The organism is Bradyrhizobium sp. B039 (assembly GCF_038965675.1).
GTDB lineage: Bacteria > Pseudomonadota > Alphaproteobacteria > Rhizobiales > Xanthobacteraceae > Bradyrhizobium > Bradyrhizobium diazoefficiens.
In genome coordinates this window covers 6,346,824-6,371,644 of the sequence record NZ_CP152416.1, presented here as the reverse complement: position 1 = coordinate 6,371,644, position 24,821 = coordinate 6,346,824, and the positions used below count along the sequence as shown (strand labels likewise).

At 64.2% G+C, this 24,821-nt stretch carries 23 protein-coding genes; 12 read left to right on the top strand and 11 right to left on the bottom strand.

Annotated elements, in window-relative coordinates:
* The first annotated feature begins 94 nt into the window (after positions 1–94).
* The 4 genes from AAFG50_RS30310 to AAFG50_RS30295 are packed head-to-tail and all read left to right on the top strand — an operon-like array spanning position 95 to position 3,571.
* Positions 95–940 carry an ABC transporter ATP-binding protein gene (locus tag AAFG50_RS30310; protein ID WP_028174453.1) on the top strand — a complete coding sequence of 282 codons (846 nt, stop codon included), beginning with the start codon at positions 95–97 and terminating at the stop codon, positions 938–940.
* Positions 937–1,722: an ABC transporter permease gene (locus AAFG50_RS30305; RefSeq protein ID WP_028174454.1), complete on the top strand. Its 786-nt coding sequence runs from the start codon at positions 937–939 to the stop codon at positions 1,720–1,722. The genes AAFG50_RS30310 and AAFG50_RS30305 overlap by 4 nt, the downstream gene beginning before the upstream one ends.
* On the top strand, positions 1,719–2,486 hold the full coding sequence (locus tag AAFG50_RS30300; protein ID WP_028174455.1) for an ABC transporter permease subunit: 768 nt from the start codon (positions 1,719–1,721) through the stop codon (positions 2,484–2,486). Before AAFG50_RS30305 ends, AAFG50_RS30300 begins: the two co-directional genes overlap by 4 nt.
* Positions 2,487–2,524: 38 nt before the next feature.
* The gene (locus tag AAFG50_RS30295) at positions 2,525–3,571 is read left to right on the top strand and encodes a peptidase M29 (RefSeq protein ID WP_028174456.1); all 1,047 of its coding nucleotides are present in this window, start codon (positions 2,525–2,527) and stop codon (positions 3,569–3,571) included.
* Here AAFG50_RS30295 and AAFG50_RS30290 read toward each other — a convergent pair.
* The 5 genes from AAFG50_RS30290 to AAFG50_RS30270 are packed head-to-tail and all read right to left on the bottom strand — an operon-like array spanning position 3,568 to position 9,302.
* Positions 3,568–4,560 carry a 3-hydroxybutyryl-CoA dehydrogenase gene (locus AAFG50_RS30290; RefSeq protein WP_028174457.1) on the bottom strand — a complete coding sequence of 331 codons (993 nt, stop codon included), beginning with the start codon at positions 4,558–4,560 and terminating at the stop codon, positions 3,568–3,570. The genes AAFG50_RS30295 and AAFG50_RS30290 overlap by 4 nt on opposite strands.
* A gap of 3 nt (positions 4,561–4,563) precedes the next feature.
* Positions 4,564–5,652 (bottom strand): NAD/NADP-dependent octopine/nopaline dehydrogenase family protein, encoded by a 1,089-nt coding sequence (locus tag AAFG50_RS30285; RefSeq protein ID WP_028174458.1) that lies wholly within the window; start codon positions 5,650–5,652, stop codon positions 4,564–4,566.
* On the bottom strand, positions 5,649–7,184 hold the full coding sequence (locus tag AAFG50_RS30280; protein ID WP_028174459.1) for a long-chain-fatty-acid--CoA ligase: 1,536 nt from the start codon (positions 7,182–7,184) through the stop codon (positions 5,649–5,651). The genes AAFG50_RS30285 and AAFG50_RS30280 overlap by 4 nt, the downstream gene beginning before the upstream one ends.
* Positions 7,185–7,186: 2 nt before the next feature.
* Positions 7,187–8,476: an acyl-CoA dehydrogenase family protein gene (locus AAFG50_RS30275; RefSeq protein ID WP_028174460.1), complete on the bottom strand. Its 1,290-nt coding sequence runs from the start codon at positions 8,474–8,476 to the stop codon at positions 7,187–7,189.
* Positions 8,477–8,483: 7 nt separating this feature from the next.
* Positions 8,484–9,302 carry an alpha/beta hydrolase gene (locus AAFG50_RS30270; RefSeq protein WP_028174461.1) on the bottom strand — a complete coding sequence of 273 codons (819 nt, stop codon included), beginning with the start codon at positions 9,300–9,302 and terminating at the stop codon, positions 8,484–8,486.
* 196 nt (positions 9,303–9,498) lie between these two features.
* Between AAFG50_RS30270 and AAFG50_RS30265 the strand changes: the two genes are divergently transcribed.
* The 3 genes from AAFG50_RS30265 (at position 9,499) to AAFG50_RS30255 (ending at position 12,579) form a co-directional block, all read left to right on the top strand.
* Positions 9,499–10,260, top strand: coding sequence for an SDR family oxidoreductase (locus AAFG50_RS30265; protein WP_028174462.1), 762 nt, complete (start codon positions 9,499–9,501; stop codon positions 10,258–10,260).
* Positions 10,261–10,303: 43 nt separating this feature from the next.
* Entirely contained in the window at positions 10,304–11,140 is an 837-nt protein-coding gene (locus tag AAFG50_RS30260; RefSeq protein WP_028174463.1) for an enoyl-CoA hydratase family protein, read from the top strand.
* Between the two features lie 188 nt (positions 11,141–11,328).
* Positions 11,329–12,579 carry a flavin-dependent oxidoreductase gene (locus tag AAFG50_RS30255; protein WP_028174464.1) on the top strand — a complete coding sequence of 417 codons (1,251 nt, stop codon included), beginning with the start codon at positions 11,329–11,331 and terminating at the stop codon, positions 12,577–12,579.
* 95 nt (positions 12,580–12,674) lie between these two features.
* Here AAFG50_RS30255 and AAFG50_RS30250 read toward each other — a convergent pair whose 3' ends face one another.
* Together AAFG50_RS30250 and AAFG50_RS30245 are read right to left on the bottom strand one after the other, a co-directional pair.
* A complete protein-coding gene (locus tag AAFG50_RS30250; protein WP_011088820.1) occupies positions 12,675–13,130 on the bottom strand; it encodes a cupin domain-containing protein in 456 nt (151 codons plus the stop codon).
* Positions 13,131–13,157: 27 nt separating this feature from the next.
* Positions 13,158–14,333 (bottom strand): ABC transporter substrate-binding protein, encoded by a 1,176-nt coding sequence (locus AAFG50_RS30245; protein WP_028174465.1) that lies wholly within the window; start codon positions 14,331–14,333, stop codon positions 13,158–13,160.
* Positions 14,334–14,610: 277 nt separating this feature from the next.
* Here AAFG50_RS30245 and AAFG50_RS30240 point away from each other — a divergent pair, with 277 nt between their 5' ends.
* From AAFG50_RS30240 to AAFG50_RS30230, 3 genes are all read left to right on the top strand, one after another.
* The gene (locus tag AAFG50_RS30240) at positions 14,611–15,102 is read left to right on the top strand and encodes a MarR family transcriptional regulator (protein WP_011088818.1); all 492 of its coding nucleotides are present in this window, start codon (positions 14,611–14,613) and stop codon (positions 15,100–15,102) included.
* 149 nt (positions 15,103–15,251) lie between these two features.
* Positions 15,252–16,943 (top strand): benzoate-CoA ligase family protein, encoded by a 1,692-nt coding sequence (locus AAFG50_RS30235; protein ID WP_028174466.1) that lies wholly within the window; start codon positions 15,252–15,254, stop codon positions 16,941–16,943.
* Positions 16,944–16,959: 16 nt separating this feature from the next.
* Positions 16,960–17,424: a RidA family protein gene (locus AAFG50_RS30230; RefSeq protein WP_186363042.1), complete on the top strand. Its 465-nt coding sequence runs from the start codon at positions 16,960–16,962 to the stop codon at positions 17,422–17,424.
* A 28-nt stretch (positions 17,425–17,452) separates the two neighbouring features.
* Here AAFG50_RS30230 and AAFG50_RS30225 read toward each other — a convergent pair whose 3' ends face one another.
* Positions 17,453–18,181 carry a CBS domain-containing protein gene (locus AAFG50_RS30225; protein WP_011088815.1) on the bottom strand — a complete coding sequence of 243 codons (729 nt, stop codon included), beginning with the start codon at positions 18,179–18,181 and terminating at the stop codon, positions 17,453–17,455.
* Positions 18,182–18,391: 210 nt separating this feature from the next.
* On the opposite strand from AAFG50_RS30225, the gene AAFG50_RS30220 reads away from it, so the two are divergent.
* Positions 18,392–20,233: an alpha/beta fold hydrolase gene (locus tag AAFG50_RS30220; protein ID WP_028174468.1), complete on the top strand. Its 1,842-nt coding sequence runs from the start codon at positions 18,392–18,394 to the stop codon at positions 20,231–20,233.
* On the opposite strand, the gene AAFG50_RS30215 is transcribed toward AAFG50_RS30220, so the two are convergent.
* Genes AAFG50_RS30215 through AAFG50_RS30205 form a run of 3 tightly spaced genes read right to left on the bottom strand, consistent with a single transcriptional unit; the run spans position 20,230 to position 23,760 of the window.
* The gene (locus AAFG50_RS30215) at positions 20,230–21,204 is read right to left on the bottom strand and encodes a CHAD domain-containing protein (RefSeq protein WP_028174469.1); all 975 of its coding nucleotides are present in this window, start codon (positions 21,202–21,204) and stop codon (positions 20,230–20,232) included. The two genes, AAFG50_RS30220 and AAFG50_RS30215, sit on opposite strands and share 4 nt — an antisense overlap.
* Before the next feature lie 15 nt (positions 21,205–21,219).
* Positions 21,220–22,752, bottom strand: coding sequence for a bifunctional aminoglycoside phosphotransferase/ATP-binding protein (locus AAFG50_RS30210; protein ID WP_028174470.1), 1,533 nt, complete (start codon positions 22,750–22,752; stop codon positions 21,220–21,222).
* Positions 22,753–22,776: 24 nt separating this feature from the next.
* Positions 22,777–23,760 carry a zinc-dependent alcohol dehydrogenase family protein gene (locus AAFG50_RS30205; protein WP_028174471.1) on the bottom strand — a complete coding sequence of 328 codons (984 nt, stop codon included), beginning with the start codon at positions 23,758–23,760 and terminating at the stop codon, positions 22,777–22,779.
* Positions 23,761–23,953: 193 nt separating this feature from the next.
* Between AAFG50_RS30205 and AAFG50_RS30200 the strand changes: the two genes are divergently transcribed.
* On the top strand, positions 23,954–24,793 hold the full coding sequence (locus AAFG50_RS30200) for a universal stress protein (RefSeq protein ID WP_028174472.1): 840 nt from the start codon (positions 23,954–23,956) through the stop codon (positions 24,791–24,793).
* Positions 24,794–24,821 lie beyond the last annotated feature (28 nt).

The window sequence follows — 24,821 nt, the reverse complement described above, 5'->3', positions numbered from 1 at the left end:
TCTGGCAAGTTTCTTGCTAAGCTCCTGCCGCTGACGGAGGACATCCAGCAGACAAGTTGCGCGACGTTCGTGCGCGGGTGAAGTGGGAGACGGGATGAAGGTCGTGCCTTCGAGATCGAGCGAATGGGTGGGAGCGGTGACGCCACAAAAGCCGGCTTCTGCGATCATCGAGATCGACCGCGTCTCGCAGGTTTTTCAGACCTCGTCGCGCAAGGATCATTTGGCGCTATCGGAGATCTCGCTGACGATCGACGAGGGCGCCTTTGTCTCCATCCTTGGTCCGTCGGGGTGCGGCAAGTCGACACTGCTCTACATCGTCGGGGGCTTCGTCAGCCCGACCAGTGGCGCGGCGAAGATCAAGGGACAGGCGATCACAGGACCCGGTCCTGATCGCGGGCCGGTGTTCCAGGAGTTTGCGCTCTTCCCCTGGAAGACCGTGCTGGGCAATGTGATGTACGGGCCGCGTCAGCAGGGCGTGCGGACCCCTGAGGCCGAAGCGCAGAGCCGGGCGCTGATTGAGATGGTTGGCCTCAAGGGCTACGAGAACTTCTATCCCAAGGAGCTGTCGGGCGGCATGAAGCAGCGCGTGGCGCTGGCTCGAACGCTCGCCTACCATCCCGAAGTGCTGTTAATGGACGAGCCGTTCGGCGCGCTCGACGCTCACACCCGGACGCGCTTGCAGAACGATCTCCTGAACATTTGGGAGCGCGACCGCAAGACGGTGCTGTTCGTCACACATTCGGTGGACGAAGCCGTCTTTCTGTCGGACAAGGTCGTGATGATGTCGAAGTCGCCCGGCCGCATCCGGCAGGTGATCGATATCGATCTGCCGCGGCCGCGCCGCCGCAACGAGCTGTTGCTCGATCCGCGCTACCAGAAGTACGTCGTCGATATCGAGCGCATGTTCGACGAGGTCGACGAGACCGGATCGCCGTCATGACATTGCTGGCTACCTCCGCCAGACGTGCTGCCCCGGTGTTCGCCTGCATCGGGCTGCTGGCGATATGGCAGGTCGCCTCGATCGCGCTGAAGAACGACAGCTTTCCGACGGCGATCGAGGCGATCCGGGCGATTCCGGATATTCTCGGCGACAAGGAGTCGCTGATCAATATCCTGGCCTCGCTCCGCCGCATGGCAATCGGGTTCGGTGTTGCAGTGCTTGTTTCGATTCCTCTCGGCCTGCTTATGGGACGCAGCCGCGCAGTTGCGGCCTTCTTCAATCCGCTTCTGATGGTGATCTACCCGGTACCGAAAGCGGCCTTGATGCCGATCATCATGCTGTGGCTGGGGGTCGGTGATATCGCCAAGACGCTGGTGATCTTCCTCGGCGTCAGCCTGCCCGTGATCTATCATAGCTTCGAGGGCGCCAGGGCGGTCGAAGAAAAGATGCTGTGGTCAGGTGCGGCCATGGGGCTCTCGCCCTTGCAACGGTTGGTTCGCATCGTGTTGCCGGCGGCGCTGCCGGAGATCCTGACTGGATGCCGCACGGGCTTGGTGCTGGCGCTGATCACAATGATCACCAGCGAAATGATTGCCCGCCAGTCCGGCGCCGGCAACATCCTGTTCAACGCGCTCGACATGGGTCAGTACGACACCGTCTTTGCGATGATCATCATCGTGGGAGCGATGGGAATCTGCCTCGATGCGATCTTCGAGCGGGTCCGCGCAAGGCTTGTGCGCTGGTCCGAGCCTCAGTTCGACATACCGCTGAGCTTCTCATGACGCCGCGTATTCTCCCATCAAATGTCCTTCTCGGAATCGCGCCAATCGTGCTGGTGATCGCGGTTTGGCAAGGCCTGGTGTCATTCGGCTTTGCGCCTGCGGTCCTGCTGCCGCCGCCCGGGTTCGTCTTCAGCCGGTTGCTCCAGCAGCTCGTGACGTGGACATTTCAGCAGGAGATCGCGGCGACCTTGATCCGGTTGTTTGCCGGCTTCGCGATTGCGGTCGTGCTTGGTGTCAGCTTCGGCATCGCGGCTGCTGCCAGTCCCGCGATCGATGCTGTGGTTCGGCCGATCGTGCGCGTGTTGGCGCCGTTGCCAAAGGTTGCGCTCTATCCGGCGCTCCTGCTGCTGCTCGGCTTCGGCCACGGATCGAAGATCACGCTGGTGGCCGCGGATGCGCTGTTCCCTATTCTGTTGTCCACCTATTACGGCGCCTCGACCGTCGAGCAGAAGCTGATCTGGTCGGCCATGGCGGCGGGAACGCCGCGCTATGAAGTCCTTTTCAAGGTGGTGCTGCCGGCGGCGATGCCGTCGATCCTGACCGGCTGCCGGATCGGCCTTGTCATTTCCTGTATCGTGGTGTTTCTGGCCGAGATGATCACGTCGACGGACGGGCTGGGTCATGCCCTCGTCACGGCGGCCCGGACGTTCCAGGCCGTCGACATGTTCGTGCCGCTGATCACGATCTCGCTGCTCGGGTTGATCTTGAACGCGCTGCTGGGCGTCGTGCGATCGTACCTCCTACGGGGCTTTCCCGAAGCGTGATCTGACGGAACAAGAAACCACGATACCGGGAGTGAACCATGCTGGCTGATCGCATCGAAGCAAAATGGATCGACGCATTTTGTGAGATTTTCGAACGATGCGCCGTCAAGGCCGGCGATACCGCGGCGATCCTCTCGGAGACGCAATCGCGTGCGCTGAATGTACATCTGGCGGAACTCGCGCTGCTGCGGATGGGCGCGCGGCCATTTCATGTGGTGATGCCGACGCCGCGCAATCGCAATATCGTTCCGGTTCGTTCGACAGGCGCGAGCGAGGCGATCCAACGGCTCGGCCCGGTAATCAGCGCGCTTCAGCAGGCCGGCTTTGTGGTTGATTGCACCATCGAGGGCCTGATGCACGCGGTGGAGACGCCCGAGATCCTCAAGGCAGGCGCGCGGATCCTGGTGATCTCCAACGAGCACCCGGAGGCGCTGGAGCGGATGGTGCCGGACCCCGCACTCGAGAAGCGCGTTCGCGCGGCGGCGAAGATGCTGCGCGGGACCAAGCGGATGCGGGTCACCTCGAAAGCCGGCTCGGCGCTCGACGTGGACATGGTCGGTGCTTCAACGGTCGGCGTGTGGGGCTGGACCGACAAGCCCGGCACGCTCGCGCATTGGCCGGGCGGCATCGTCGTCAGCTTTCCCAAGAGCGGGACGATCAACGGTACGCTTGTGATGGCGCCCGGCGACATCAACCTGACATTCAAGCGCTACCTGACGTCACCTGTGAAGATGACGTTGAAGGACGATTACGTCGTCGAGCTGGAAGGGGAGGGCACGGATGCCGCAATGATGCGTGCTTATCTTGCCGCCTGGGGCGATCGCGAGGCTTACGCCGTATCGCATGTCGGCTTCGGCATGAACCCTGGCGCGCGCTATGAAGCACTGTCGATGTACGATCAACGCGACACCAATGGCACGGAGATACGTGCGGTCTCCGGCAATTTCCTGTTCTCGACCGGCGCGAACGAATTCGCCGGCCGCTACACGGCGGGTCATTTCGACCTGCCGATGATGGGAACCACTATCGAGCTAGACGGCGTCGCGGTTGTGCGGGACGGCGTGCTTCAGGACGTCTTCGGTTAGTCGCGGTCGAGCACTGGCGGGCGAGCCAGCTCGAAATGCCGGAGCAGGTCGACCATGGCCTGAAGCCGCTTGGCCCGATAGGCGTCGACATCGAGCCCGGAATAATCGAGAAAGCCTGCGCCGGTTCGCAGGCCGATCCGGCCTTCGTGCATGTTGCGCGAGATGACGTCCGGCGCGCGATAGCGGTCGCTGCCGAGGGCACCTTCGAGATAACGGCTCGCATAGTAGAGGATATCGCCGCCGCCCCAGTCGATGAACTCGAGCAGCCCTAGCACGGCGTAGCGGAAGCCGAAGCCGTAGCGGATCGCCTTGTCGATCTCCTCAGCGCTGGCGACGCCTTCCTCGACCATGCGCGCGGCCTCGTTCATGGCCAGCGCCTGGATGCGCGGGACGATGAAGCCGGGCGTCGCCGCGCAGACCACCGGAACCTTGCCGATCCCTTCAAGCAGCGCCTTGACCTCCTCGATGATGGCTGGATCGGTGGCTTTGCCGGGCGAAACCTCGACCAGCGGGATCAGATAGGCCGGGTTGAGCCAGTGGACGTTGAGAAAGCGGCGAGGGTTCATGATCGCGCCGGACAGATCGTCGACTAGAATGGTCGACGTGGTCGATGCAATGATCGTGTCGGGCTTTACCTGTCTTGAGGCCGCCCCCAGCACCTCCCGCTTGAGTTCGACGACTTCAGGGACGCCCTCAAAAACCATTCCGGCGTCGGCAAGCGCTGCGCCGCTCTGGCTAGCCGTCACAACCGAGACGCGCGCGATGAGCGGATCGACATCTGCCGCGGTCAGCAGCCCCAGGTTCGAGAGGCTCGCGAATGTCTTCCTGATTTCGCCGAGCGCATCCGCTTCCAGCTTGGCGAAGTCCTCGGCGGAACGGGGCTTGACGTCGATCATCGTGACCCTGTGCCCGGCATAGGCGAACGCGACGGCGATGCCGCGCCCCATGCGGCCGGCTCCGAGACATGCGATGTTGGCGCGACTGGTCATCGATCAGAATCCATTGCGAAGCAGCGTCTGCAATTCGGCCTTGCCGAGGCCGCCGAGACCCAGCGTATCGAGCGTTCGGCCGCCTTGGGCAAAATCCTCACCGCAGATCGAGCCACCGATGGCGAGGAAGGCCTTGGCCAGCGGCGTAGCCACGCCCGCAAGGCCGGCGACGGACACCAGCAGCGACAATCCAAGCCGCAAATCCTCACGCATGTAGCGGTGCTCGGTCAGCACGATGCGTTCGCGCCAGTCGCCGGAGTCCGTCAGCCGGTCATGCGAGCCGCGACCATACATCCAGATTTCGCCCTCCTTCGCGTAGTGGTGAGCGAGCGGGAAATGCGGTGCACCGTAGCCGAGCGCCTCCCGTACCGCGATCCGCTCGGCGTCGAGCGCGTCGGTCACCCGGCGGATCGAGGCCTGCGTTCCTTCCTTGTGGATGTCCCATCGCTCGAAATGTTCGATCGGGCCGGTGTTCATCACGATCAGTGGCGGATGGATGATGGGACCTGCATTCATCAGCGCGCCGGACAGCGCATCTCCGCATGGTTCGATTGCGTCGGGGAAGGCGCGTCCGATCACGTCGAGTGCGTGCGGCGCCCGGTCGAGCGGAAAGACGCCAACCGGCAGCCGCTTCGCGCGGATCGTTATCGCGACCTCGAACGGCCCGTGCTTGCGGGTGAGCCAGGGCAGCGTGCCCGTTTCGGCAAAGCTCGCCTTGGCCTGGTTGCCGGCGTCGTGGGCGGCCTTCGCGAAGATCATCGAGCCGAATGTCGCGGGCGGCAGAAACACGACCTGGCCGTCCCGCAGGTGCGGTGCGACGAGCCTTGCAATATCCGGCTGTGCGAAGGCGGGGGCAGGGCACAGGATCAGTTCGACACCGTTCATGGCTTCGGCGATGTCGGTCGTCACCAGCGCCAGCTTCATGTCGTGGCGGCCGTTATGGTCCTTCACCAGAATGCGCGAGCCGTCGGCGCGATGCGCGGCGACCTGATCCCTGTCGCGGCGCCAGAGCCGGACCTCATGTCCCGACAGCGCAAAATCGCCCGCGGCCGCGAAAGAGCCGTTTCCCCCGCCCAGAACTGCAATCTTCAAGAGGCTTCTCCCCGTGCGCGCGACTGCGCGTCAAGCTGCTTCAGCAGAAAATGCTGGACCTTGCCCAGCGCCGTGCGCGGCAGGTCGGTGACGAAGACGATCTCGCGCGGAACCTTGAAGCGCGCAAGCTGCGCCTGGAGATGCGCCCTCAGTTCCTCCGCTTCGAGCCGACAGCCGGATCGCCGGATCACATAGGCGATCGGTACCTCGTCCCAGCGCGGGTCCGGCCTGCCGATCACGGCGCATTCGCTGACATCGGGGTGTTCCAACAGGACGCGCTCGACCTCGGCCGGGTAGACATTCTCCCCGCCGGAAATGATCAAGTTCTTCTTGCGGTCGCGGATCCAGAAGTAACCGTCGGCGTCGCATAGGCCGATATCGCCGGTGCGATACCAGCCATCGTTCAGCGCATCGTGCGTGGCGTCCGCATTACCCCAATATTCGAAGAACACGTTGGGGCCGCGCACCGCGATCTCCCCTGGCGTGCCCGCCGGCACCTCACGGCCGGCCTGATCAATCACCTGCGCTTCGCAGCACAGGCCCGCAAGTCCGGTTGATCCCTCTCGCGAGAGATCGCCGCCAAGCCGCGTATAGATCGCGATGGGGCAGGTTTCGGTCGAGCCATAAACCTGAAGCACGGGAACGCCGCGCGCGACAAAGCGGTCGATCAGGTGCGGCGGTACGATGGTCGAACCGGTGGCCACGGCCTTGAGCGATGAGAGATCGGCCGTGGTCCAGGCGGCATGCTCGCTGACGGCCTGAATGATGGCCGGCACCATCACCGTCAGCGTGGGGCGATCGCGCGCGATCGATGCGAGCGCCGTATCCGGCGCGAAGCGGGCGTGGATCGTGACGGTCGCACCAAGCTGAAGCGCCGGCGTGGTCTGGATATTGAGACCGCCGACGTGGAACAACGGCAGCACCGTCAGCACGTGATCGTCGGACGTCATGTTGTGCATGTGCTGGCTCATGACGCCGTTCCAGAACAGCGCTTCCTGACGCAGCACCGCGCCCTTCGGCCGGCCGGTGGTCCCTGATGTGTAGACGATGAGGAGCGGGCAAGAGAGGTCGGTGTGCGGATTCCGGCTGGAGCCGTCGCTATGCGCCAGCAGGCTTTCGAAAGTCGTGCCGCGCGGCGGCGCAAAGTCGAGGCCGACAACGGATGTCCCCGGCGCTGTCCGCACGAGCTCGGAAAGAACTCCCTCAAATGCCTGCTCGAGCACCAGGACCTTGGCGCCCGCATCGGTGAGAATGAAGAGCTGTTCGGCGATCGCCAGCCGCCAGTTCAAGGGCACCAGCATCGCCCCGAGCCGCGCGCAGGCATAGAGCAGAACCAGATAGTCCGGCCGGTTCAGGCTGAGGATCGCGACGCGATCGCCCCGGCCGACGCCGAGCTCCTGCTTCAAGGCCGTGGCGGTCTGCTCGATACGCGCGGCAAACGCCGCGTAGCTCAGCCGCTCCCCCTCGAAGGCGATAGCCGTCTTGTCTGGCGCGAACGCCGCGTTGCGGTCGATCAGACTACAGAGGTCCACCGTCAGTCGTCCGTTTCGCCAGCCTCATACAGCGCCTCGCGCCCGATACGGTCGAGACAGAGCTCGGCCGTCCAGGGCAGCATCAGCGAGCCGCAGCGGCTGTCGCGATAGATCCGCTCCAGCGGGAGCGAGCGAAGCATCGCCTGGCCGCCGCAGGTGCGGATCGCGAGTGCGGCGAGCTCATTGGCCCCCTCCATCACCGAATATTGCGCGGCGTAGGCGCGCAGCACCTGCTCCTTGCTCGGATTGGCGCGCGCCTCCGTGACGGCCTGGAACCAGATCGACTTGATCTGCTCGAGCTTGATCTGCATCTGCGCGACCGCGATCTGCTTGGTCGGGTACATCCGTCGCTTGACCGGCGGCATGCCCGGCACCTCGCCGCGCAAGTAACGCACGGTGAAATCATAGGCCGCTTGCGCGAGACCCATATAGGTCGGCGACAGCGTCAGGAACATGTGCGGCCAGCGCATCGCGGCCTGGAAATAGACGCCGCGTGGCATCAGCGCGGAATCCTCCGGGACGAACACGTCCTCGAACAGCAGCGTTCGCGAAACAGTTCCGCGCATGCCGAGCGGATCCCAATCGCCGACGACGGAGACGCCCTGCGACTTCGCCAGAATTGCGACGTAAAGCGTGTTGCGGCGCGAGGCCTTCTGGCCCTCCTCGATTTCGGTGCAGAGCACGCCATAATAGTCGGCGTGGCCGGACAGCGATGCAAAGATCTTCTTGCCGTTGACGATCCAGCCGCCCTTGACGGGCTTTGCCTGCGTTCCGAAGGCGACGCCGCCGGCGGCCGCCGCACCGCCTTCGGAGAAGGGCTGCGAATAGATCGCGCCGTCCTCGACGATGCGCTTGTAGTGGACGGCGCGCCGCCGCTCGTGCTCGGCGCGGGTCTCCGCGTCCATGTCGAGATCGTCCGCGAGGGGACCCGACCACAGGGTGGAGCAGACATGCATGTTCCAGGTCAGCGCGGTCGCGCCGCAATAGCGGCCAATCTCGGCTGCGGCCAACGCATAAGTCTGGTAGTTCGCGCCGAGGCCGCCGTGCTTCTTGGGGACGGCGATGCCGAGCAGGCCGACGCGATGCAGGTCGCGATAATTCTCGGTCGGAAAGATCGCCTCGCGGTCGTAGGTCGCAGCGCGCCCGGCGAACACGCTCTGGCCGATCTCGCGGGCGCGCGCGATGATGCCGGCCTGTTCGTCGCTCAGGCGGAACGCGACGGGATCGAAGATCGGTGCATCGAGCACGACCTTGTCACTCGCGCCGATCGTCTTGCTGACTTGCATGGTCATTGCGCAGTCACCTGTGTTTTGCAACGACGGAGTCGAGGAACTTGCCGAGCGCCTCGTCAAAGGCCTCGGGACGTTCAAGGTTCGCGAGATGGCCGACGCCGGCCAGCTCGACATATTGAGCCGAGGGAATGTAGGTCGCCGTCTTCGCCATCATGGGTGCCGGTGCGTTGTTGTCCTTGGAGCCGGACAGCAGCAGCGTCGGCACGGAAATATCCTTGAGCGTGCTGCGCTGATCGAACCCGATCAAGGCCAGCATCATGGCGCGATAGCTCGCTTCGGGTACGCTTCCCATGCACGCACGCGCAAGTTCCATCCCTTCCGCATCAGGATTGTCCCCCACAAGCTCCTTCACCAGCGAGGGCGCCAGCGACCTCATCGTCTCGCCGCGATCGAGCGGTCCGAGCCGTGCTGCGATGAACGATTTCTGCCAGTCGCCATCGGCCTTGCCGAACGCCGGGCTGGTCTGCGCCAGCACGACCGCGCGCGCCAGTTTCGGCGATTGCTCCAGCCATTTCTGGACGATCATGCCGCCGATCGAATGTCCGACCAGAATGGGCGTTGTTGCGCCGAGCTGCTCGATGAATTGCTGGAGCGCATCGGCCAGGGCAGCGATGCTGACGCGGGCAAGCGGCGCCGATCCGCCATAGCCCGGCATGTCCCATGCGATCGCGCGGAAGCGGTCGCCGAATGTGGCAAGCTGGTGCCGCCAGGCGCGCGCCGCGCCGCCAATCCCATGCAGGAAAATCAAGGGTATCGCGCCCGGATCGCCGGCGGCTTCATAGGCGAAGCGTCCGTCCTTTGTTATCATCGGCGCAGGTTGCGGCACGCGATATCCTCTTGCTGGGCCCGGCGATGCTAACAGGCCTATCGTCGATGGAAAGAGATAATTTTATACTTAAAGCAATTTTCGGGCCGGTCTTTCCCGCGTGGGCTTTCGCGACGTCGACTGGCGCCGTCGTTGCAAAAGTTTGAAGGTTAAAATATATCGGAGGCACGATCAGCAGATCCCAAGGAGCCAGCGCATGTCCGGATTGCCGCACTCGCCGCACGCACTGGTAACCGGTGGCGGCCGTGGAATCGGCCGCGCGATTGCAGCATCCCTCGTCGGCGCCGGCGCCACCGTGACGGTGCTCGGCCGGAATGCCGCAGTTCTGGACGAGGCGGTCCGCGCGGGAGCGGCGCATTCTGCAGCTGTCGCCGATGTCTCGGACGAAGCTGCGCTGAAAGCAGCCATCGTGGAGGCGCATGCGCGAAAGCCGATCGACATTCTGATCGCCAACGCGGGCAGTGCGGAGTCCGCACCGTTCTCCAAATCGGACAGCGCCCTGTTTGCGCGCATGATGGACGTCAATTTCATGGGCGTGGTCCATGCCGTTCGCGCCGTACTGCCGGGGATGAAGGATCGCCCTTATGGCCGCATCGTCGCGGTGGCGTCGACGGCGGGGCTGAAGGGGTACGCCTATGTTAGCGCGTACACCGCGGCCAAGCATGCAGTGGTCGGTCTCGTGCGCTCGCTCGCCCTCGAGATGGCCGGCAGCAACGTGACCGTGAATGCGGTGTGTCCCGGCTTCACGGACACCGATCTGGTCGCCGGCAGCATCGAAAACATCATGAAGAAGACAGGGCGAACCCGCGAGCAGGCGATCGCCGAGCTCGCCAAGCACAACCCGCAAGGGCGGCTGATCTCGCCTCAGCAGGTGGCCGACGCCGTGCTTTGGTTGTGCGGCGAGGGTGCCGGTGCGATCACGGGGCAGGCGATTGCCGTTGCCGGCGGTGAGATCTAGCGTGCGCGACGCAGGCCCGGAACAAGGAAGCTAAGGAGATCGTATGAGCAGACCAGCCAATCCCGTGACCCTGCCGCTCGCGGACTATTCGCCGCAGCACTTCCTGCTGGCCGTGGTCGACGGCGTTGCCACGGTGACGCTCAATCGTCCCGAGCGGAAGAATCCGCTGACCTTCGAGAGCTACCGGGAGCTCACTGATTTCTTCCGCGCCTGCGCGTTCGACGATGCGGTCAAGACGATCGTTGTCAGCGGTGCCGGCGGCAACTTTTCGTCCGGCGGCGATGTGTTCGAGATCATCGGCCCGCTCGTGAAGATGGATACCAAGGGGCTCACTGCCTTTACCCGCATGACGGGAGACCTCGTCAAGGCGATGCGGGCGTGCCCTCAGCCGATCGTGGCCGCGGTCGAGGGCATCTGCGCGGGCGCCGGTGCGATCGTCGCCATGGCGTCGGACATGCGCCTTGCCGCGAGCGGGGCCAAGGTCGCGTTCCTGTTCAACAAGGTGGGCCTCGCCGGCTGCGACATGGGGGCGTGCGCGATCCTGCCGCGGATCATCGGCCAGTCCCGGGCCTCGGAGCTGCTCTATACCGGCCGGTTCATGACCGCGGAGGAGGGCGAGCGCTGGGGCTTCTTCAGCCGCATCGTCACGCCGGAGCAGGTGCTGCCCCAGGCGCAGCTCCTGGCAAAGCAGATCGCCGAAGGGCCGACCTTCGCCAACACCATGACCAAGCGGATGCTGGCGATGGAATGGGCGATGTCGGTGGAGGAGGCGATCGAGGCGGAGGCCGTTGCTCAGGCCCTGTGCATGACCACAGCGGATTTCGAGCGTGCCTTCCAGGCCTTCGCCAGCAAGGTCAAGCCGGTCTTCAGGGGCGACTAAGGCGGTTGCTTTTACCCGTGGAGGGGCCAGCAATGGGGGACTTGCGCGAAATTGGGAGCTGAGAATTAAGGCTAAGCCCAAGACCCCGGCCAAGCTCAAGGTGGAGGCGACAAAGCCGCTTGCGGCGGAGTGACCGCCCATGCGACGTTAACCCCATTGCCTGGCGTATTTCGAGTGGAGTAAGGGCGATGAAGGCGATTATCGTCGGTGGCGGTATCGGAGGTCTCACCACGGCATTGATGCTGCGCTCGCGCGGCATCGCTTGCGAGGTTTTCGAGCAGGCCGACACCATTCGCGAGCTTGGTGTCGGCATCAACACGCTGCCGCACGCCATGCGAGAGCTTGCCGGCCTTGGCCTGTTGCAAAAGCTTGACGACGTCGCGATCCGCACCGATCAGCTCTACTACCTCAACCGCCATGGCCAGGAGGTCTGGCGCGAAGCCCGCGGCATCGACGCGGGGCACGACGTGCCGCAATTCTCGATCCACCGCGGTCGCCTTCAGGGCGTCATCCATCGCGCCGTCGAGGAGCGGCTCGGGGCGGAGGCAATCCACACCGGCTGCCGTCTTGGTGCGTTCACGCAGGACGAAGGCGGCGTTACGGCTTTCTTCTTCGATCGCTCAGGCGCACACATCCACACGGCGCGCGGCGATATCCTGATCGGTGCCGATGGCATCCATTCGCGCGTGCGCGACACGCTGTTCCCGAACGAAGGACCGCCGTGCTGGAACGGCCTGATGCTGTGGCGCGGCGCGCGCGACTGGCCGCTGTTCCTCACCGGCAAATCCATGATCGTGGCCGGTGGCCTCAACGCCAAGGTCGTGATCTACCCGATCGCGGAGGGCTCGAGCCCCGCGAGCCGTCTCACAAATTGGGCGGTGCTGGTGAAGGTCGGCGAGGGCAATGCGCCGCCGCCGCGGAAAGAGGACTGGTCGCGTCCGGGCCGGCGCGAGGAACTGATGCCGCATGTGGCGCGCTTCTCGGTGCCCTACATCGATGTGAAAAGCCTGATCTCGGCAACGCCTGAGTTCTACGAATATCCGACCTGCGACCGCGATCCCTTGCCCTATTGGTCCTCGGGACGCGTCACGCTACTCGGCGATGCCGCGCATCCCATGTATCCGGTCGGCTCGAACGGCGCCTCGCAGGCGATCCTCGATGCGCGGTGCCTTGCCGACGCGCTGGTGCGCGCCGAGCATCCGCGTCAGGCGCTGGTCGAATATGAGAAGAAGCGCTTGCCGATGACCGCCGATATCGTTCGCTCCAACCGGCGCGGCGGCCCCGAAGGGGTCATCGACGCCGTCGAGCAGCTTGCGCCTGATGGCTTCGACAATGTCGACAACGTTCTGAGCTATTCCCAGCGTGAGGCGATCGTGCGCGGCTATGCCACCAAGGCCGGCTTCGCTGCGGTGCCGGGGCTCGCGGCGGTGCGCGCCTGAGACGCAAAAGGGCGATGAACCATCATCGCCCTTTTGGTTTTTGATTGAGCAAGACCTTCCGGGAAACCGCCGCGCGCTTTTCCGGGGCCGTGCCGCTAGCCGCCGGGAGGCGGCGGCAGGAAGTGGATGTTGAACTCGGCGGCCATCGCCACCACGTCCTCAGGCTTCTGCTCCTTCATGTTGTGAAGGCCCCAGAACAGGTCGAACAGCTTGCGGCTCGGCGCCACCCAGAACAGCACTTTTGCGGTCTGCTCCGACTTGTTGAAGATGCCGTGCGGCACGCCCATGCCGAGGCGGATCAGGTCGCCTGCGGTTGCCTGTGACTCCGAATTGCCGAGCATGAAATCGAGCTTGCCCTCCAGCATGTAGAGATACTCATCCTGGTCGGGATGAATGTGCGGTGGCACGAATGTGCCCGGCGGCAGCGTTGCGTGCCAGGAGAAGCTGTTCTCGGCATAGCTCTTCGGCACATAGGTCTGGCCGAGGATGTTCCAGGAAATGCCCTGGATGCCCTCATTGGCCCGTGTGATGCCGGTGATTTCGCTCTTCATTGCAGTCCTCCCGTAACGCGATGCGGCTTAGTTTACCGCCTTGCAGTCCTTGGCATAGCGGTCGCCGTAGTTCTCAAACACCTTCTGGACGATCTCGGTCTGGAACTTGCCGTCCGGACGCTTGGCGACCTTGGTCAGGTAGAAATCCTGGATCGGATAGCCGTTGGTGTTGAACTTGAAGGCGCCGCGCAGCGAGGTGAAGTCGGCCTTCTTCAGGGCAGCCGCAACGGCGTCCTTGTTGGAGAGGTCGCCCTTCACGCCCTTGATGGCGCTGTCAATCAGCATGGCGGCGTCATAGGCCTGGAAGGCGTAGGTGCCGGGCACGCCGTTGTAGGCAGCCTCATAGGCCGCGACGAATTTCTTGTTCTGGGGATTGTCGAGATTGGGTGCCCAGTTCGCGCCGCCGAACATGCCGACGGCCGCGTCCTGTTGCGCCGGCAGGGTCGATTCATCCACCGTGAAAGCCGAGAGCACCGGAATGCTATCGGCAAGGCCGGCCTGCCTGTACTGCTTCACGAGATTAACCCCGAGACCGCCCGGCATGAACGTGAAGAGCGCATCGGGCTTCTGCGAGGAAATCTTGGAAAGCTCCGGCTGGAAGTCCAGCGTGTTCAGCGGCATGTAGGATTCCTCGACGATCTCGCCCTTGTAGTCGAGCTTGAAGCCGGCGACCGAGTCCTTGCCGGCCTGATAGTTCGGCACCATCAGGTACATGCGCTTGTAGCCGCGATCCTGCGCGACCTTGCCGAGGATCTCGTGAACCTGATCGTTCTGGTACGAGGTCACATAGAAGAACGGGCTGCAGTCCTTGCCGGCAAAGGTCGACGGGCCGGCATTGGGGCTGATCAGGAAGACTTTCGATTCCGTCACGGGGCGGTGGATCGCCTGGAGAATGTTGGAGAAGATCGGCCCGACCACGAAGTCGACCTTGTCGCGTTCCAGAAGGCCCTTGACCTTGGTCACCGCTGCGTCCGGCTTGAGCTCGTCGTCGACCACCACGACCTCGACATCGCGGCCGCCCATCTTGCTTCCGAGATCCTTCACCGCGAGTGCAAAGCCGTCGCGAACCTGCTGGCCGAGCGCGGCGGCGGGTCCCGACAGGGTCACGATCACACCGAGCTTGATCTTCTCCTGGGCGAGGGCGGGGCTCATTGCCGTGCCGAGCAGCAAGGCGGCTGCGGCCAAGGTCGTTTGCGTCTTCATGGTCTGTCCCCCGTGACATCAGGGCCTGCGCTGCAAGCCGCGTACTCCAATACAAGCTTATGCCGATGATGGCTGCCGCGGCAAGCAAAGCTCAAGACGCCGCCATCTCGCGAGGCAGCGAGCATGCAAGCGGCGCGCCAATTACTTGAAGCCTAAAGAAATCGACGTGCGGTCGATTGCTGCAGCTTTGGACTTGCGGCCGGCTTCAATTTATTTGAAGCTCAAAACGTTGGGAATCCGTGCTGGCGCCAAAGCCTGCCGTCAATGACTGCATCAGATGCTTGATTCCGAGACCAAGGCCGTCGAGACGCCGGAGGACCACGCCGAAGAGCTTCGGCTGTGGCTGCGTATGCTTACCTGCACGACCCTGATCGAGGGCGAAGTCCGCGGCCGCCTGCGGCAGCGGTTCGACGTCACGCTGCCCCGTTTCGATCTGATGGCACAGCTCGACAAGGCGCCCGATGGCATGACGCTGTCCGATGTCTCCAAGCGCATGATGGTTTCCAACGGCAACGTCACCGGCCTCGTCGAGCGTCTGGTGGAATCCGGCCATCTCGACCGGCGCACGTCGGAGACCGACCGCCGGGTCCAGGTGATCCGCCTGACAAAGCTCGGGCGCGCCGAGTTTCGCCGGATGGCGGCGGAACACGAGACCTGGATCGCCGATCTCTTCGCCGACCTGACGCCGAAGGATGTGCGCGAGCTGATGCGGCTCCTCGCCAAGACCAAGGCGTCGGCGCAGAAGTCGGCTGGCCGCCGCCGGGCGTAGGTCCCGCGGGCCGATGCGCCCGCCAATCCCACCTTGCCGCAGGAAAATGCACGGGATGCCCAAAATCCACTATTGCGCCAAATTGTTTTAAGCCTAAAATGTTTCGCAGTTAGTGCTGCCGGGTGCTTCCATGCGCAAAGGAGCGTGCGATGGCCAACGCCGCCAAGGTTCAAATGTCGGGCTCGTCTGACGGCAATGCTGCGACGGCCCATGTCGATACGTTCGCACGGCAACATCTGCCGCCGCGCGAGCTGTGGCCCGATTTCATCTTCACGCGGCCTGAGCTGCAATATCCGCCGCGATTGAACTGCGTCGGCTATTTCCTCGATCGCTGGGTCGAAGAGGGCCATGGCGACGCGCCTTGCGTCATCAGCCCCGCGGTCAGCTACAGCTATCGCGAGCTGCAAGCACTCGTGAATCGCATCGCCAATGTTCTGGTCGGCAAGCTTGGTCTCGTGACCGGCGGGCGCGTGCTGCTGCGCTCTGCCAACAATCCGATGATGGTCGCGACCTATCTTGCGGTGATCAAGGCCGGGGGCATTTGCGTCGCGACGATGCCGCTGCTGCGCGCCAAGGAGCTGTCCTATCCGATCCAGAAGGCGGAGATCACGCTGGCGCTCTGCGACGGAAAGCTCGCCGACGAGATGGAGAAGGCGAAAGCCGCGGCGCCCGGTCTCAAGCAGGCCGTCTATTGGGGTAACGGCGCGGCCGACTCGCTCGAGGCGCTGATCGCCGACGCAAGCCCGGAGTTCAAGGCCGTCGATACCGCCTCCGACGACGTCTGCCTGATCGCCTTCACGTCGGGCACGACCGGCGATCCCAAGGGCACCATGCATTTCCACCGCGACATGCTGGCCGTCTGCGACGGCTACGCGCGCAACATCTTGCGCGCCGAGCAGAAGGATCGTTTCGTCGGCTCCGCACCGCTCGCCTTCACGTTCGGCTTCGGCGGCGTGCTGTTCCCCATGCATATCGGCGCCTCCTTCGTCGTGCTGGAGAAGACGACGCCGGACGACATCCTGACGGCGATCGAGCAGTACAAGACCACGGTCTGTTTCACCGCGCCGACCGCGTATCGCGCCATGATCGGCAAGCTTCCGGGCCGGGACATTTCTTCGCTTCGCAAGTGCGTCTCCGCTGGCGAGACACTGCCCAAGCCGACATTCGATGCCTGGTTCAAGGCCACCGGCATCAAGCTGATGGACGGCATTGGCTCGACCGAGATGCTGCACATCTTCATCAGCGCGACCGAGGACGAGATCCGTCCGGGCGCAACCGGCAAGCCAGTGCCGGGTTATGAGGCGAAGATCGTCGACGACGCCGGCAATGACGTCCCGACTGGGACGATGGGCCGCCTCGTGGTTCGCGGTCCGACCGGGTGCCGCTATCTCGCGGACGAACGGCAGCGCAGATACGTCCAGAATGGCTGGAACATCACCGGCGACACCTACCTGATGGATGACGACGGCTATTTCTGGTACCAGTCGCGCTCCGACGACATGATCGTGTCGGCCGGCTACAACATCGCAGGCACTGATGTCGAGGCGGTGCTGCTGACGCATCCCTCCGTCGCCGAGTGCGGTGTGGTTGGCGCACCGGACGAGGCACGCGGAATGATCGTGAAGGCTTATATCATCGTCGCGCCCGGCGTAGCGCCGGATGCTCAACTTGCGGCCGAGTTGCAGGAATATGTCAAACGCGAGATCGCGCCCTACAAGTACCCGCGCGCGATCGAGTTTGTGACGCAATTGCCGAAGACCGAGACCGGCAAGTTGAAGCGTTTTGCCCTGCGCCAACTGGCTCAGGCTGCGGCGACGTCGTCGGGCGTTGCGGCAGAATGAGGGAAGGACGGAGAATTTGTCCGTGACAACGCCGAAAGGCCCGCAGCTCGCGGTGCTGTCGACCGCCGATGAGAAGGTCACGCTTTCGGCGGCGCAGATCCTCCAGCCGGCCGGCTGGCCGGTGCCGAAAGGCTACGCCAACGGCATGGCCGCCGACGGGCGGATCGTCGTCACCGGCGGCGTGATCGGTTGGGATGCCGAAGAGCGTCTCGCGGACGGCTTTGTCGCGCAGGTCCAGCAGGCCCTGAGCAACATTGCCGCGATCCTGACTGAGGCCGGCGCATGCCCTGAGCATCTCGTGCGTCTGACCTGGTACGTCGTCGACATGGACGAATACCTCGCGAACCTGAAGGAGCTCGGCAAGATCTACCGTGCCGTCTTCGGTGCGCACTATCCGGCGATGGCGCTGCTTCAGGTGGTACGGCTGGTCGAGAAGGCGGCGCGCGTCGAGATCGAGGCCACCGCCGTCATTCCCCGCTGAGCCGCGGTTGCTTCCTCAGCTTGCCTTGTTAGCTCGCTTTGGCGAGGTCGTCGTCCTCGGGCGAGTTCAGATAAACGCCGGACATGGTGTCGACCCAGCACAAATGGTCGTGCACCTTCTTCACGCCCTCGACGTTCTCCGCCGCGACGACCGCGGCCTGCCGTGCGCGTTCTTCGGTGATGACGCCGCTGAGGTGAACGATGCCGTCGCGAACGATGACGTTGAGTCCGAACGGGCACCAATCGTTCCTCTCCATGGTATCGATGATGCGGTTGCGAATATGATCGTCATCGGCCGTCGGATCCGGCACCTCGCGGGCGAGCCCTGCGACAGCCTGCAACAGGTTGGCGCGGGACACGATCCCGACGACCATGTCGCCGCGTACCACCGGCAGGCGCTTCACGTTGTTCCGTTCCATGAGGTCGACGATCTCCGCGAGTGCCGTGTCCTCGGTGATGGTCACGGGCGAGGCGGTCATCACCTCCGAGACCTTGCGGCCGTGCTCGTGGACGAAGTCGCTGGCCGATTTGCCCGGACCGAGGATGAACCGCAACCAGCGCCCCCGCTTGCGCCCGGTGCCGATCTCGCTGCGGCGGATGAAGTCTCCTTCCGAGACGACGCCGACGAGCTTGCCGGTGTCGTCGACCACCGTGAGGCCGCTGACGTGCCGCTTCAGCATGATGTTGGCCGCCTCGACGATGCTGGTATCGGGGGTGACCGAGATGACCGACCGGGTCATGATCTGATGGGCGCGCATGGACGACTCCGCTGGCTTGTCGAATTTCAATGCGCAAAGCCTAGCCCGGCCGTCGGGGTGTGGTTTGACTCAGGTCAAGCGATCCAGGCCGCTTCTCCCTGGTTGAGCAATTGTGATCCGTGCCCAGATTTGATGCAGCTCAACACGTATCGGAAGCGTCGCCATATCCTGCTGCCGACATAGACCAGAAGCCCGCAGGATCATTCAGCCATGAGCGTCGTGAAGGTATTTCCACGGGCCGAAGAGCCGCCGGCACAGGCTCTCCCCGCCAATTCGGCTGCCGAAGCCCCTGCGAAGATCCCCGAAAGGATCCCTGAGAAGCCGGTCGTCGCCAATTCCCTGCCTGCATCGGAGCCGTACCCTTTCGACCGCGCGTTTCATGCGGTGCTGGCGCGGTTCACGGGCGGGATTTCGCCTGTGGCCTTGTCGCTCGCCTGGCTCGACTGGAGCACGCATCTTGCCGCGGCGCCGGAGCGCCGGATGCAGATGTTCCGTAACGGTCTTCGCGATACCGGTATGCTCCTGCAAGCCGTCGCGCACGCGACCTCGCAAAAGCCGTGGTCCGTGATTGAGCCGCAGGGACGCGATCGTCGCTTCAAGGACCCGCAATGGGAGACCGCGCCGTTCAATCTGCTTGCGCAGGCGTTCCTGCTGTCGGAGCGCTGGTGGCACGATGCCACGACCGGCGTGCGTGGCGTGTCGCATGCAAACGAAGCCGTCGTCGAGTTCTCGGTACGCCAGATGCTCGACATGCTGGCGCCGTCGAATTTCGCGGCCACCAATCCGCAGGTTCTCGAAAAGGCGTTCCAGAGCGGCGGCGAAAATTTTGTGTTCGGCTGGCAGAACTGGTGCAGCGATCTGATGCGGCTGCTCTCTGTCTCGAAGCCGGCGGGTGACGAGCAGTTCGTCGTCGGCAAGACGGTGGCAGCTACGCCCGGCAAGGTCGTCTACCGCAACGATCTGATCGAGCTGATCCAGTATCATCCCACGACCGCGCAAGTGCGACCCGAGCCGATCCTGATCGTGCCGGCCTGGATCATGAAGTATTACATCCTCGACCTGTCGCCGCAAAATTCCCTGGTCCGGTATCTGACCGGTCAAGGCTTCACCGTGTTCGCGATCTCCTGGCGCAATCCGGATGCGAAGGACAGGGATGTTGCCTTCGACGACTATCGCAAGCTGGGAGTGATGGCCGCGCTGGACACGATCGGCCGGATCATGCCCGATCGGAAGACCCATGCGCTCGGCTACTGTCTGGGCGGCACGTTGCTGTCGATCGCCGCGGCGGCCATGGCGCGCGACGGCGATGGCCGTCTCGGCACCATCACGCTCCTTGCCGGCCAGACCGACTTCACCGAGGCCGGCGAATTGACGCTCTTCATCAACGAGAGCCAGGTCGCCTTCCTCGAAGACATGATGTGGCAGCGCGGCTATCTCGACACGACACAGATGGCCGGTGCGTTCCAGCTGCTGCGCTCCAACGAGCTGATCTGGTCGCGGCTGTCGCGTGACTATCTGATGGGCGAGAGTTCGCAGCCGAGCGATCTGATGGCCTGGAACGCCGATGCCACGCGGCTGCCTTATCGCATGCACTCGGAGTATTTGCGCAAGCTGTTCCTCGACAACGATCTGGCCGAAGGCCGCTATCGCGTCGAGGGCAGGAGCGTCTCGCTCTCCGACATTCACGCGCCGATGTTTGTGGTGGGCACGCTCGCCGACCACGTGGCGCCGTGGCGATCCGTCTACAAGATCCACTATCAGGCTGATGCCGACGTAACCTTCCTGTTGACCAACGGCGGCCATAATGCCGGCGTCGTCGCGCCTCCTGACGAGCCCTGGCACACCTATCAGGTCATGACCAAGGCCGCGGATGCGCCGTATGTCGGCCCGGACGAGTGGCTGAAGCTGGCGCCGCGTGTTGAGGGATCGTGGTGGCCGGAATGGGCCCAATGGCTGGCGGCGCGCTCAGGTGAGCCCTGTGATCCACCGTCGATCGGTGTCGGGGGTGCTGACGGTCTGCCCGACGCGCCGGGAGACTACGTCCACACCTAATCCTCAGGCTCCGCGCTCGGCGCAAGGTCTGACGAGCGGAAGGGCTTGGCCTTGTCGAGTTTCCGGTAGGCCGTAGAGGCGGTTCGCAGCAGCCTCTTTTCCCGCTTGCGGTCGAGGAAGCGAATGCCAGCCTCGGGGCCGGCGCCGTTCAACGACGCTGCCAGCGCTTGCCCGCGCGCATCGTCGTTCAATTGTCCGAGGGACCTTTGTGCCTTGCGCAATTGCTTGAGGATGGACTTCTGCTTCGTCAGGGAATCGTCATCGAACAGGTCCGTGAGCGACTCGATCGAATAGGTCAGCCGCTTGTTGAGAAGCCGCAACCTGTGTCGCTTCTCGACATCGAGCTTGCGCAGCTTCCTGGCCTTCCTGAGCAGCGTCTCTTCCCACTCGGTCAGCCGCGCCGTCGCGTGGTCGGCGAGCGAGCAACGGCGCAACCTGACGGCTTCCTTGCTGCGCCGGGTCGACCAAGGCCCGCTCTCGATCCACGCCGAGGTCTGCTCGACCAAGCGCTTGTAGCGCGCGGATTGCAGCGCGCGCGCGAGCAGGCGGTGGCTCTCGGCGCGCTTCTCGTCCCAGTGCTGGAGCTCGGCGATCACGGCGAGCTCGTCGCCACTCTCGGCGACGACCCGCTCGATCGCCACGTCGAGATCCCGCACCAGGCCGAGCTGGCTGTTGAGCCATTTCAGCTCGGCCCAGACGTTCGGCCGCAGCGTGTCGTCCACCATGGGCGAGAAGAAGCGGATGGCGGTGCGCAGATGCGTCAGTGCGATGCGGATCTGGTGCAGCGCGTCGGGATCGCCGCGGCAAGTGCCGTCGTGCTGGGCAAGGACCGCACCGAGGTGGCGGCGGGCGATGATCCGGAACGCCGTATCGCAGGCCATGCCGGGGCTGAGGCGGCCGGGCAGGGCATTGCGCCGCGTCGCCGGCTTGGCGCGCGCGGTCGCGGTCGAACTCGTGGTGGGTTGCGACATCCTTGCCCGCGTCAATCAGATTGCCTTATTTTGCCCTGCGATTGCGTCCCGGCAGCGCTGGAGCGTCTGCTCTTGTGTCCCGGATGCATCGATGGTCGCCCAACCGACATGGCCGATATTATAGTGCTCTTGCTGCGCAGCAACCTCTTGCGTGGCGTCGGAGGCATCCCCGTGGCGGCTGCCGATGCGCGCCTGACGGGTCGCGAGGTCGGCGACGAGGAATAGTCCGCTCAGCGGCACGTTGCATTGGCGGGCCATGGCGGCCAGTTGCTCCCGTTCGGATTCGCTTGCAAAGACGGCATCGACGATTGCGGAATGGCCTTGCGCCAGCACCTGTCGGGCGCTCTGCACCAGGACCTCGTAGACGCGTGCCGTGACCTCGGGCCGGTACGTGGACGGCGGCAGCCGGTGGGTGTGTTCCACCTGAAACAGCTGCTTGCGAATGATGTCGCTGCGCAGCACGACGGCTCCCGGTTGCGGCGCGACGTTGGGTGCCAGCGCGCGGGCGAGGGCGGACTTGCCGGTGCCCGATAGTCCGCCGACTGCAATCAGGCGCGGGGTGGGCGGGTGGATCAGAGCCCGGGCGAGATCGAAGTAGCGGTGCGCCTCGTGAAGAATTCCTGTCCGGTCGGCATCGGGCCGCGTCAGCCGCGCCAGCGCCACCTGGGCGCGGATTGCCGCGCGAATGGACATGAACAGCGGCAGGACCGAGAGCGCATCGAGGTTTTCGGGCGGCGTTGCGGCGAGATACCGGTTCAGGACGATATTGGCTGCGAGCGGTTGACCATGGTGCAGCAGGTCCATCAGCGTGAACGCGAGGTCGTAGAGCACGTCGACAGTTGCGATTCTCGCATCGAACTCGATCGCGTCGAACAGCACCGGCTGGTCGTCGATCGCAACGATATTCGCAAGATGCAGGTCGCCGTGGCAGCGGCGCACGTATCCCTGACGGCCGCGTTCTTCGAGCAGCGCCCGCAGGCGCTGCAATATCGTGTACGAGGCTTCGCCGAGTTGCTCGATCTCTTCGGCTTCGAGATGGTTGCCCTTCCGCAAGCCGTCGCCGTTTCCATCGACGAGGCCGGGGATGGAGGCAACCCATGCCGTGCCGTCGGCGCGAGGTGCCATCGCGTGCGACGCCACGATGGCATCAGCGGCAGCCGAGGCGAGGTTCGCATCCAGCGGGCCGGCCTTCGCCAGATGATCCAGCGTCCGGGTTTCGTCGAAGCGGGACATGTCGACCGCATACTCGACCGGCCGGCCGCGGCCGTCGACCTGCAGCGATCCGTCCGGCTCCTCGGTGATCGCCACGACGCGGTGATAGATCTGCGGCGCCAGCGGCCGGTTGATCCTGATCTCCTCCTCGCAGGCCGTCTTGCGTTTCTCGAGCGTCGAATAGTCGAGGAACGGAAATCGGACAGACCGCTTGATCTTCAGCGCGCGGCCGCCGTCGAGAAACACCGACGCGGCATGCGTATCGATCCGTATCACGCCCGGATGCGCGCAGAGCGCCGTGAAGATCCGTTCCTGGGCAGCCGTTTCGTCTGTCATCGAAGCTGGTATTCCGAGATAAGGTCAGGGTCTGAGCACGGCGGCGCCAAGAATCTGTCCATTCCGCAGCATGTCCAGAACTTCGTTGGCCTGATCGAGCGGGAATGCGGTCGTCTCGGTGCGCACGCCCGCCTGCGGAGCGATCCTGAGAAAATCGAGACCGTCCTGTCGGGTGAGATTGGCAACGGAGATCAGCTGCCGTTCCTGCCAGAGCAGGTCGTACGGAAAGCTCGGAATGTCGCTCATATGGATGCCGGCGCAGACCACGCGGCCACCCTTGCGAACGGCGCGCAGCGCGGCCGGCACGAGCTCGCCGGCGGGGGCGTAGATGATGGCGGCGTCGAGCGGTGTGTCGGGAATTTCGTCCGAGGCGCCCGCCCAGACGGCGCCGAGCCGGCGGGCGAGGTCCTGTGCGGCCAGATCGCCGCGCCGTGTAAACGCGTGGACAGAGCGCCCCTGCCAGACCGCGACTTGCGCGACGATATGGCCGGCGGCGCCGAAGCCGTAGATGCCCAGCCTCTCAGCCTGGCCGGCGAGGACCAGCGAACGCCAGCCGATCAGGCCTGCACACAGCAGAGGGGCGAGAGCCACGTCGTCGCCGGCCTCGCCCAGCGGAAAGGCATAGCGCGCATCGGCGACCACGTGCGTTGCATAGCCGCCGTCCCTTGTATAACCGGTGAAGAGCGGGCGGTCGCAGAGGTTCTCCATGCCCTCCCGGCAAAACCGGCAGTTTCCGCAGGTGAACCCGAGCCAGGGAATGCCGACCCGGTCACCCAGCGCATGCGTTGCGACATCGGGGCCGACGAGATCGATACGGCCGACGATTTCATGGCCAGGTACGATCGGGTAGCGGATGTCGGGCAATTCGGCGTCGACGACGTGAAGATCGGTCCGGCAGACGCCGCAGGCGCTGACTCTCACCCGGATCTGACCTTCGCCGGGGATTGGATCGGGGCGCTCCTCCATCCGCAGCCGTGCTCGCGGGGCAGCCAACACCATCGCACGCATCAGTCTCTCCGGGGCGAACCGCTCCGATCGAACTATCCATAGAATGACAGCGCGGGGCCAGTCCTTGACCTCCCTCAATGCTCGCCTTTGCCCGTCTGGACGGTTCCCCAAGGCTTGTTGAGGATCAAAAGGCTTGATGAGGATCAATGGTGTTGACGAAAGCCGGCCTATTCTGGTGGCAAGGAGAACCCCGATGCCTCTGAAGGACGTTTTTCTGCCGCTTGTCGGCCAGCCGCGCGGACCGGCTGTTGCTGCGATCGAAAAATGCGTGGCAGTCGCCGCCGACCTCGGCGCCAGGATCACCGCGCTCGCGCTCGAGGAAGACGTTTTCGTGCGGCCGATGGTGCTGCTCCCCGATGATCCCGATGCCGCCGTGGCAAAGGGGCCCCTTGGAGCGGACGATGTGCAGCATCTTCTGAATGCCTTCACTGATGCGGCGGCTCGCGCCAACGTTCGGACCCAAAGCCGGTCGGGCAAGGTGCCGGCGGACCAGATTGCGTCGATACTGGCCGAACAGGCGCGTTTCAGCGATCTCACGCTGGTTCCCGTGAAGTCGCACGACAGCCGAACGGAGCACATCATCGAGACGATCCTGTTTGAATCCGGGCGGCCGCTGCTGCTCTGCCCGGAGCAGCATGTGGACGTGCTGCGACCGGAATTCGAGAAAGTCATGATCGCTTGGGATCACTCCGCGCGCGCGGCGCGGGCGGTCGGTGACGCGCTGCCGATCCTTCAGGCTGCGGCCTCGGTCCGCGTGGTGACCGTGGCCGACGACAAGACCGACGCGATCGTGCAATCCGGGACCGCCCTCGTCGATCATTTGAGCGAGCACGGTGTCCAGGCCTCGTTCGAGACGGCGAAAGGCGGCGGCAGCTCGATCGGCAAGGTGCTCGGAAGTTGGGCAAATTCCAATGCCATCGATGCGATCGTGATGGGCGCCTATCATCATTCGCGCCTGAACGAGATCGTCTGGGGTGGTGTGACAAAGACTGTCATTGGCCAGCCACCGTGCTGGGTTATGATCTCCCACTAGGCTCGCCGCCAGCTTGCCGGCCTGATCT

What these genes read in the sequence shown, in the direction of transcription:
- AAFG50_RS30310 (WP_028174453.1), top strand. Translation starts at nt 95, where the DNA reads ATGAAGGTCGTGCCTTCGAGATCGAGCGAATGGGTGGGAGCGGTGACG.
- AAFG50_RS30305 (WP_028174454.1), top strand. Translation starts at nt 937, where the DNA reads ATGACATTGCTGGCTACCTCCGCCAGACGTGCTGCCCCGGTGTTCGCC.
- AAFG50_RS30300 (WP_028174455.1), top strand. Translation starts at nt 1,719, where the DNA reads ATGACGCCGCGTATTCTCCCATCAAATGTCCTTCTCGGAATCGCGCCA.
- AAFG50_RS30295 (WP_028174456.1), top strand. Translation starts at nt 2,525, where the DNA reads ATGCTGGCTGATCGCATCGAAGCAAAATGGATCGACGCATTTTGTGAG.
- AAFG50_RS30290 (WP_028174457.1), bottom strand. Translation starts at nt 4,560, where the DNA reads ATGACCAGTCGCGCCAACATCGCATGTCTCGGAGCCGGCCGCATGGGG.
- AAFG50_RS30275 (WP_028174460.1), bottom strand. Translation starts at nt 8,476, where the DNA reads ATGACCATGCAAGTCAGCAAGACGATCGGCGCGAGTGACAAGGTCGTG.
- AAFG50_RS30265 (WP_028174462.1), top strand. Translation starts at nt 9,499, where the DNA reads ATGTCCGGATTGCCGCACTCGCCGCACGCACTGGTAACCGGTGGCGGC.
- AAFG50_RS30260 (WP_028174463.1), top strand. Translation starts at nt 10,304, where the DNA reads ATGAGCAGACCAGCCAATCCCGTGACCCTGCCGCTCGCGGACTATTCG.
- AAFG50_RS30255 (WP_028174464.1), top strand. Translation starts at nt 11,329, where the DNA reads ATGAAGGCGATTATCGTCGGTGGCGGTATCGGAGGTCTCACCACGGCA.
- AAFG50_RS30250 (WP_011088820.1), bottom strand. Translation starts at nt 13,130, where the DNA reads ATGAAGAGCGAAATCACCGGCATCACACGGGCCAATGAGGGCATCCAG.
- AAFG50_RS30245 (WP_028174465.1), bottom strand. Translation starts at nt 14,333, where the DNA reads ATGAAGACGCAAACGACCTTGGCCGCAGCCGCCTTGCTGCTCGGCACG.
- AAFG50_RS30240 (WP_011088818.1), top strand. Translation starts at nt 14,611, where the DNA reads ATGCTTGATTCCGAGACCAAGGCCGTCGAGACGCCGGAGGACCACGCC.
- AAFG50_RS30235 (WP_028174466.1), top strand. Translation starts at nt 15,252, where the DNA reads ATGGCCAACGCCGCCAAGGTTCAAATGTCGGGCTCGTCTGACGGCAAT.
- AAFG50_RS30225 (WP_011088815.1), bottom strand. Translation starts at nt 18,181, where the DNA reads ATGCGCGCCCATCAGATCATGACCCGGTCGGTCATCTCGGTCACCCCC.
- AAFG50_RS30220 (WP_028174468.1), top strand. Translation starts at nt 18,392, where the DNA reads ATGAGCGTCGTGAAGGTATTTCCACGGGCCGAAGAGCCGCCGGCACAG.
- AAFG50_RS30215 (WP_028174469.1), bottom strand. Translation starts at nt 21,204, where the DNA reads ATGTCGCAACCCACCACGAGTTCGACCGCGACCGCGCGCGCCAAGCCG.
- AAFG50_RS30210 (WP_028174470.1), bottom strand. Translation starts at nt 22,752, where the DNA reads ATGACAGACGAAACGGCTGCCCAGGAACGGATCTTCACGGCGCTCTGC.
- AAFG50_RS30205 (WP_028174471.1), bottom strand. Translation starts at nt 23,760, where the DNA reads ATGCGTGCGATGGTGTTGGCTGCCCCGCGAGCACGGCTGCGGATGGAG.
- AAFG50_RS30200 (WP_028174472.1), top strand. Translation starts at nt 23,954, where the DNA reads ATGCCTCTGAAGGACGTTTTTCTGCCGCTTGTCGGCCAGCCGCGCGGA.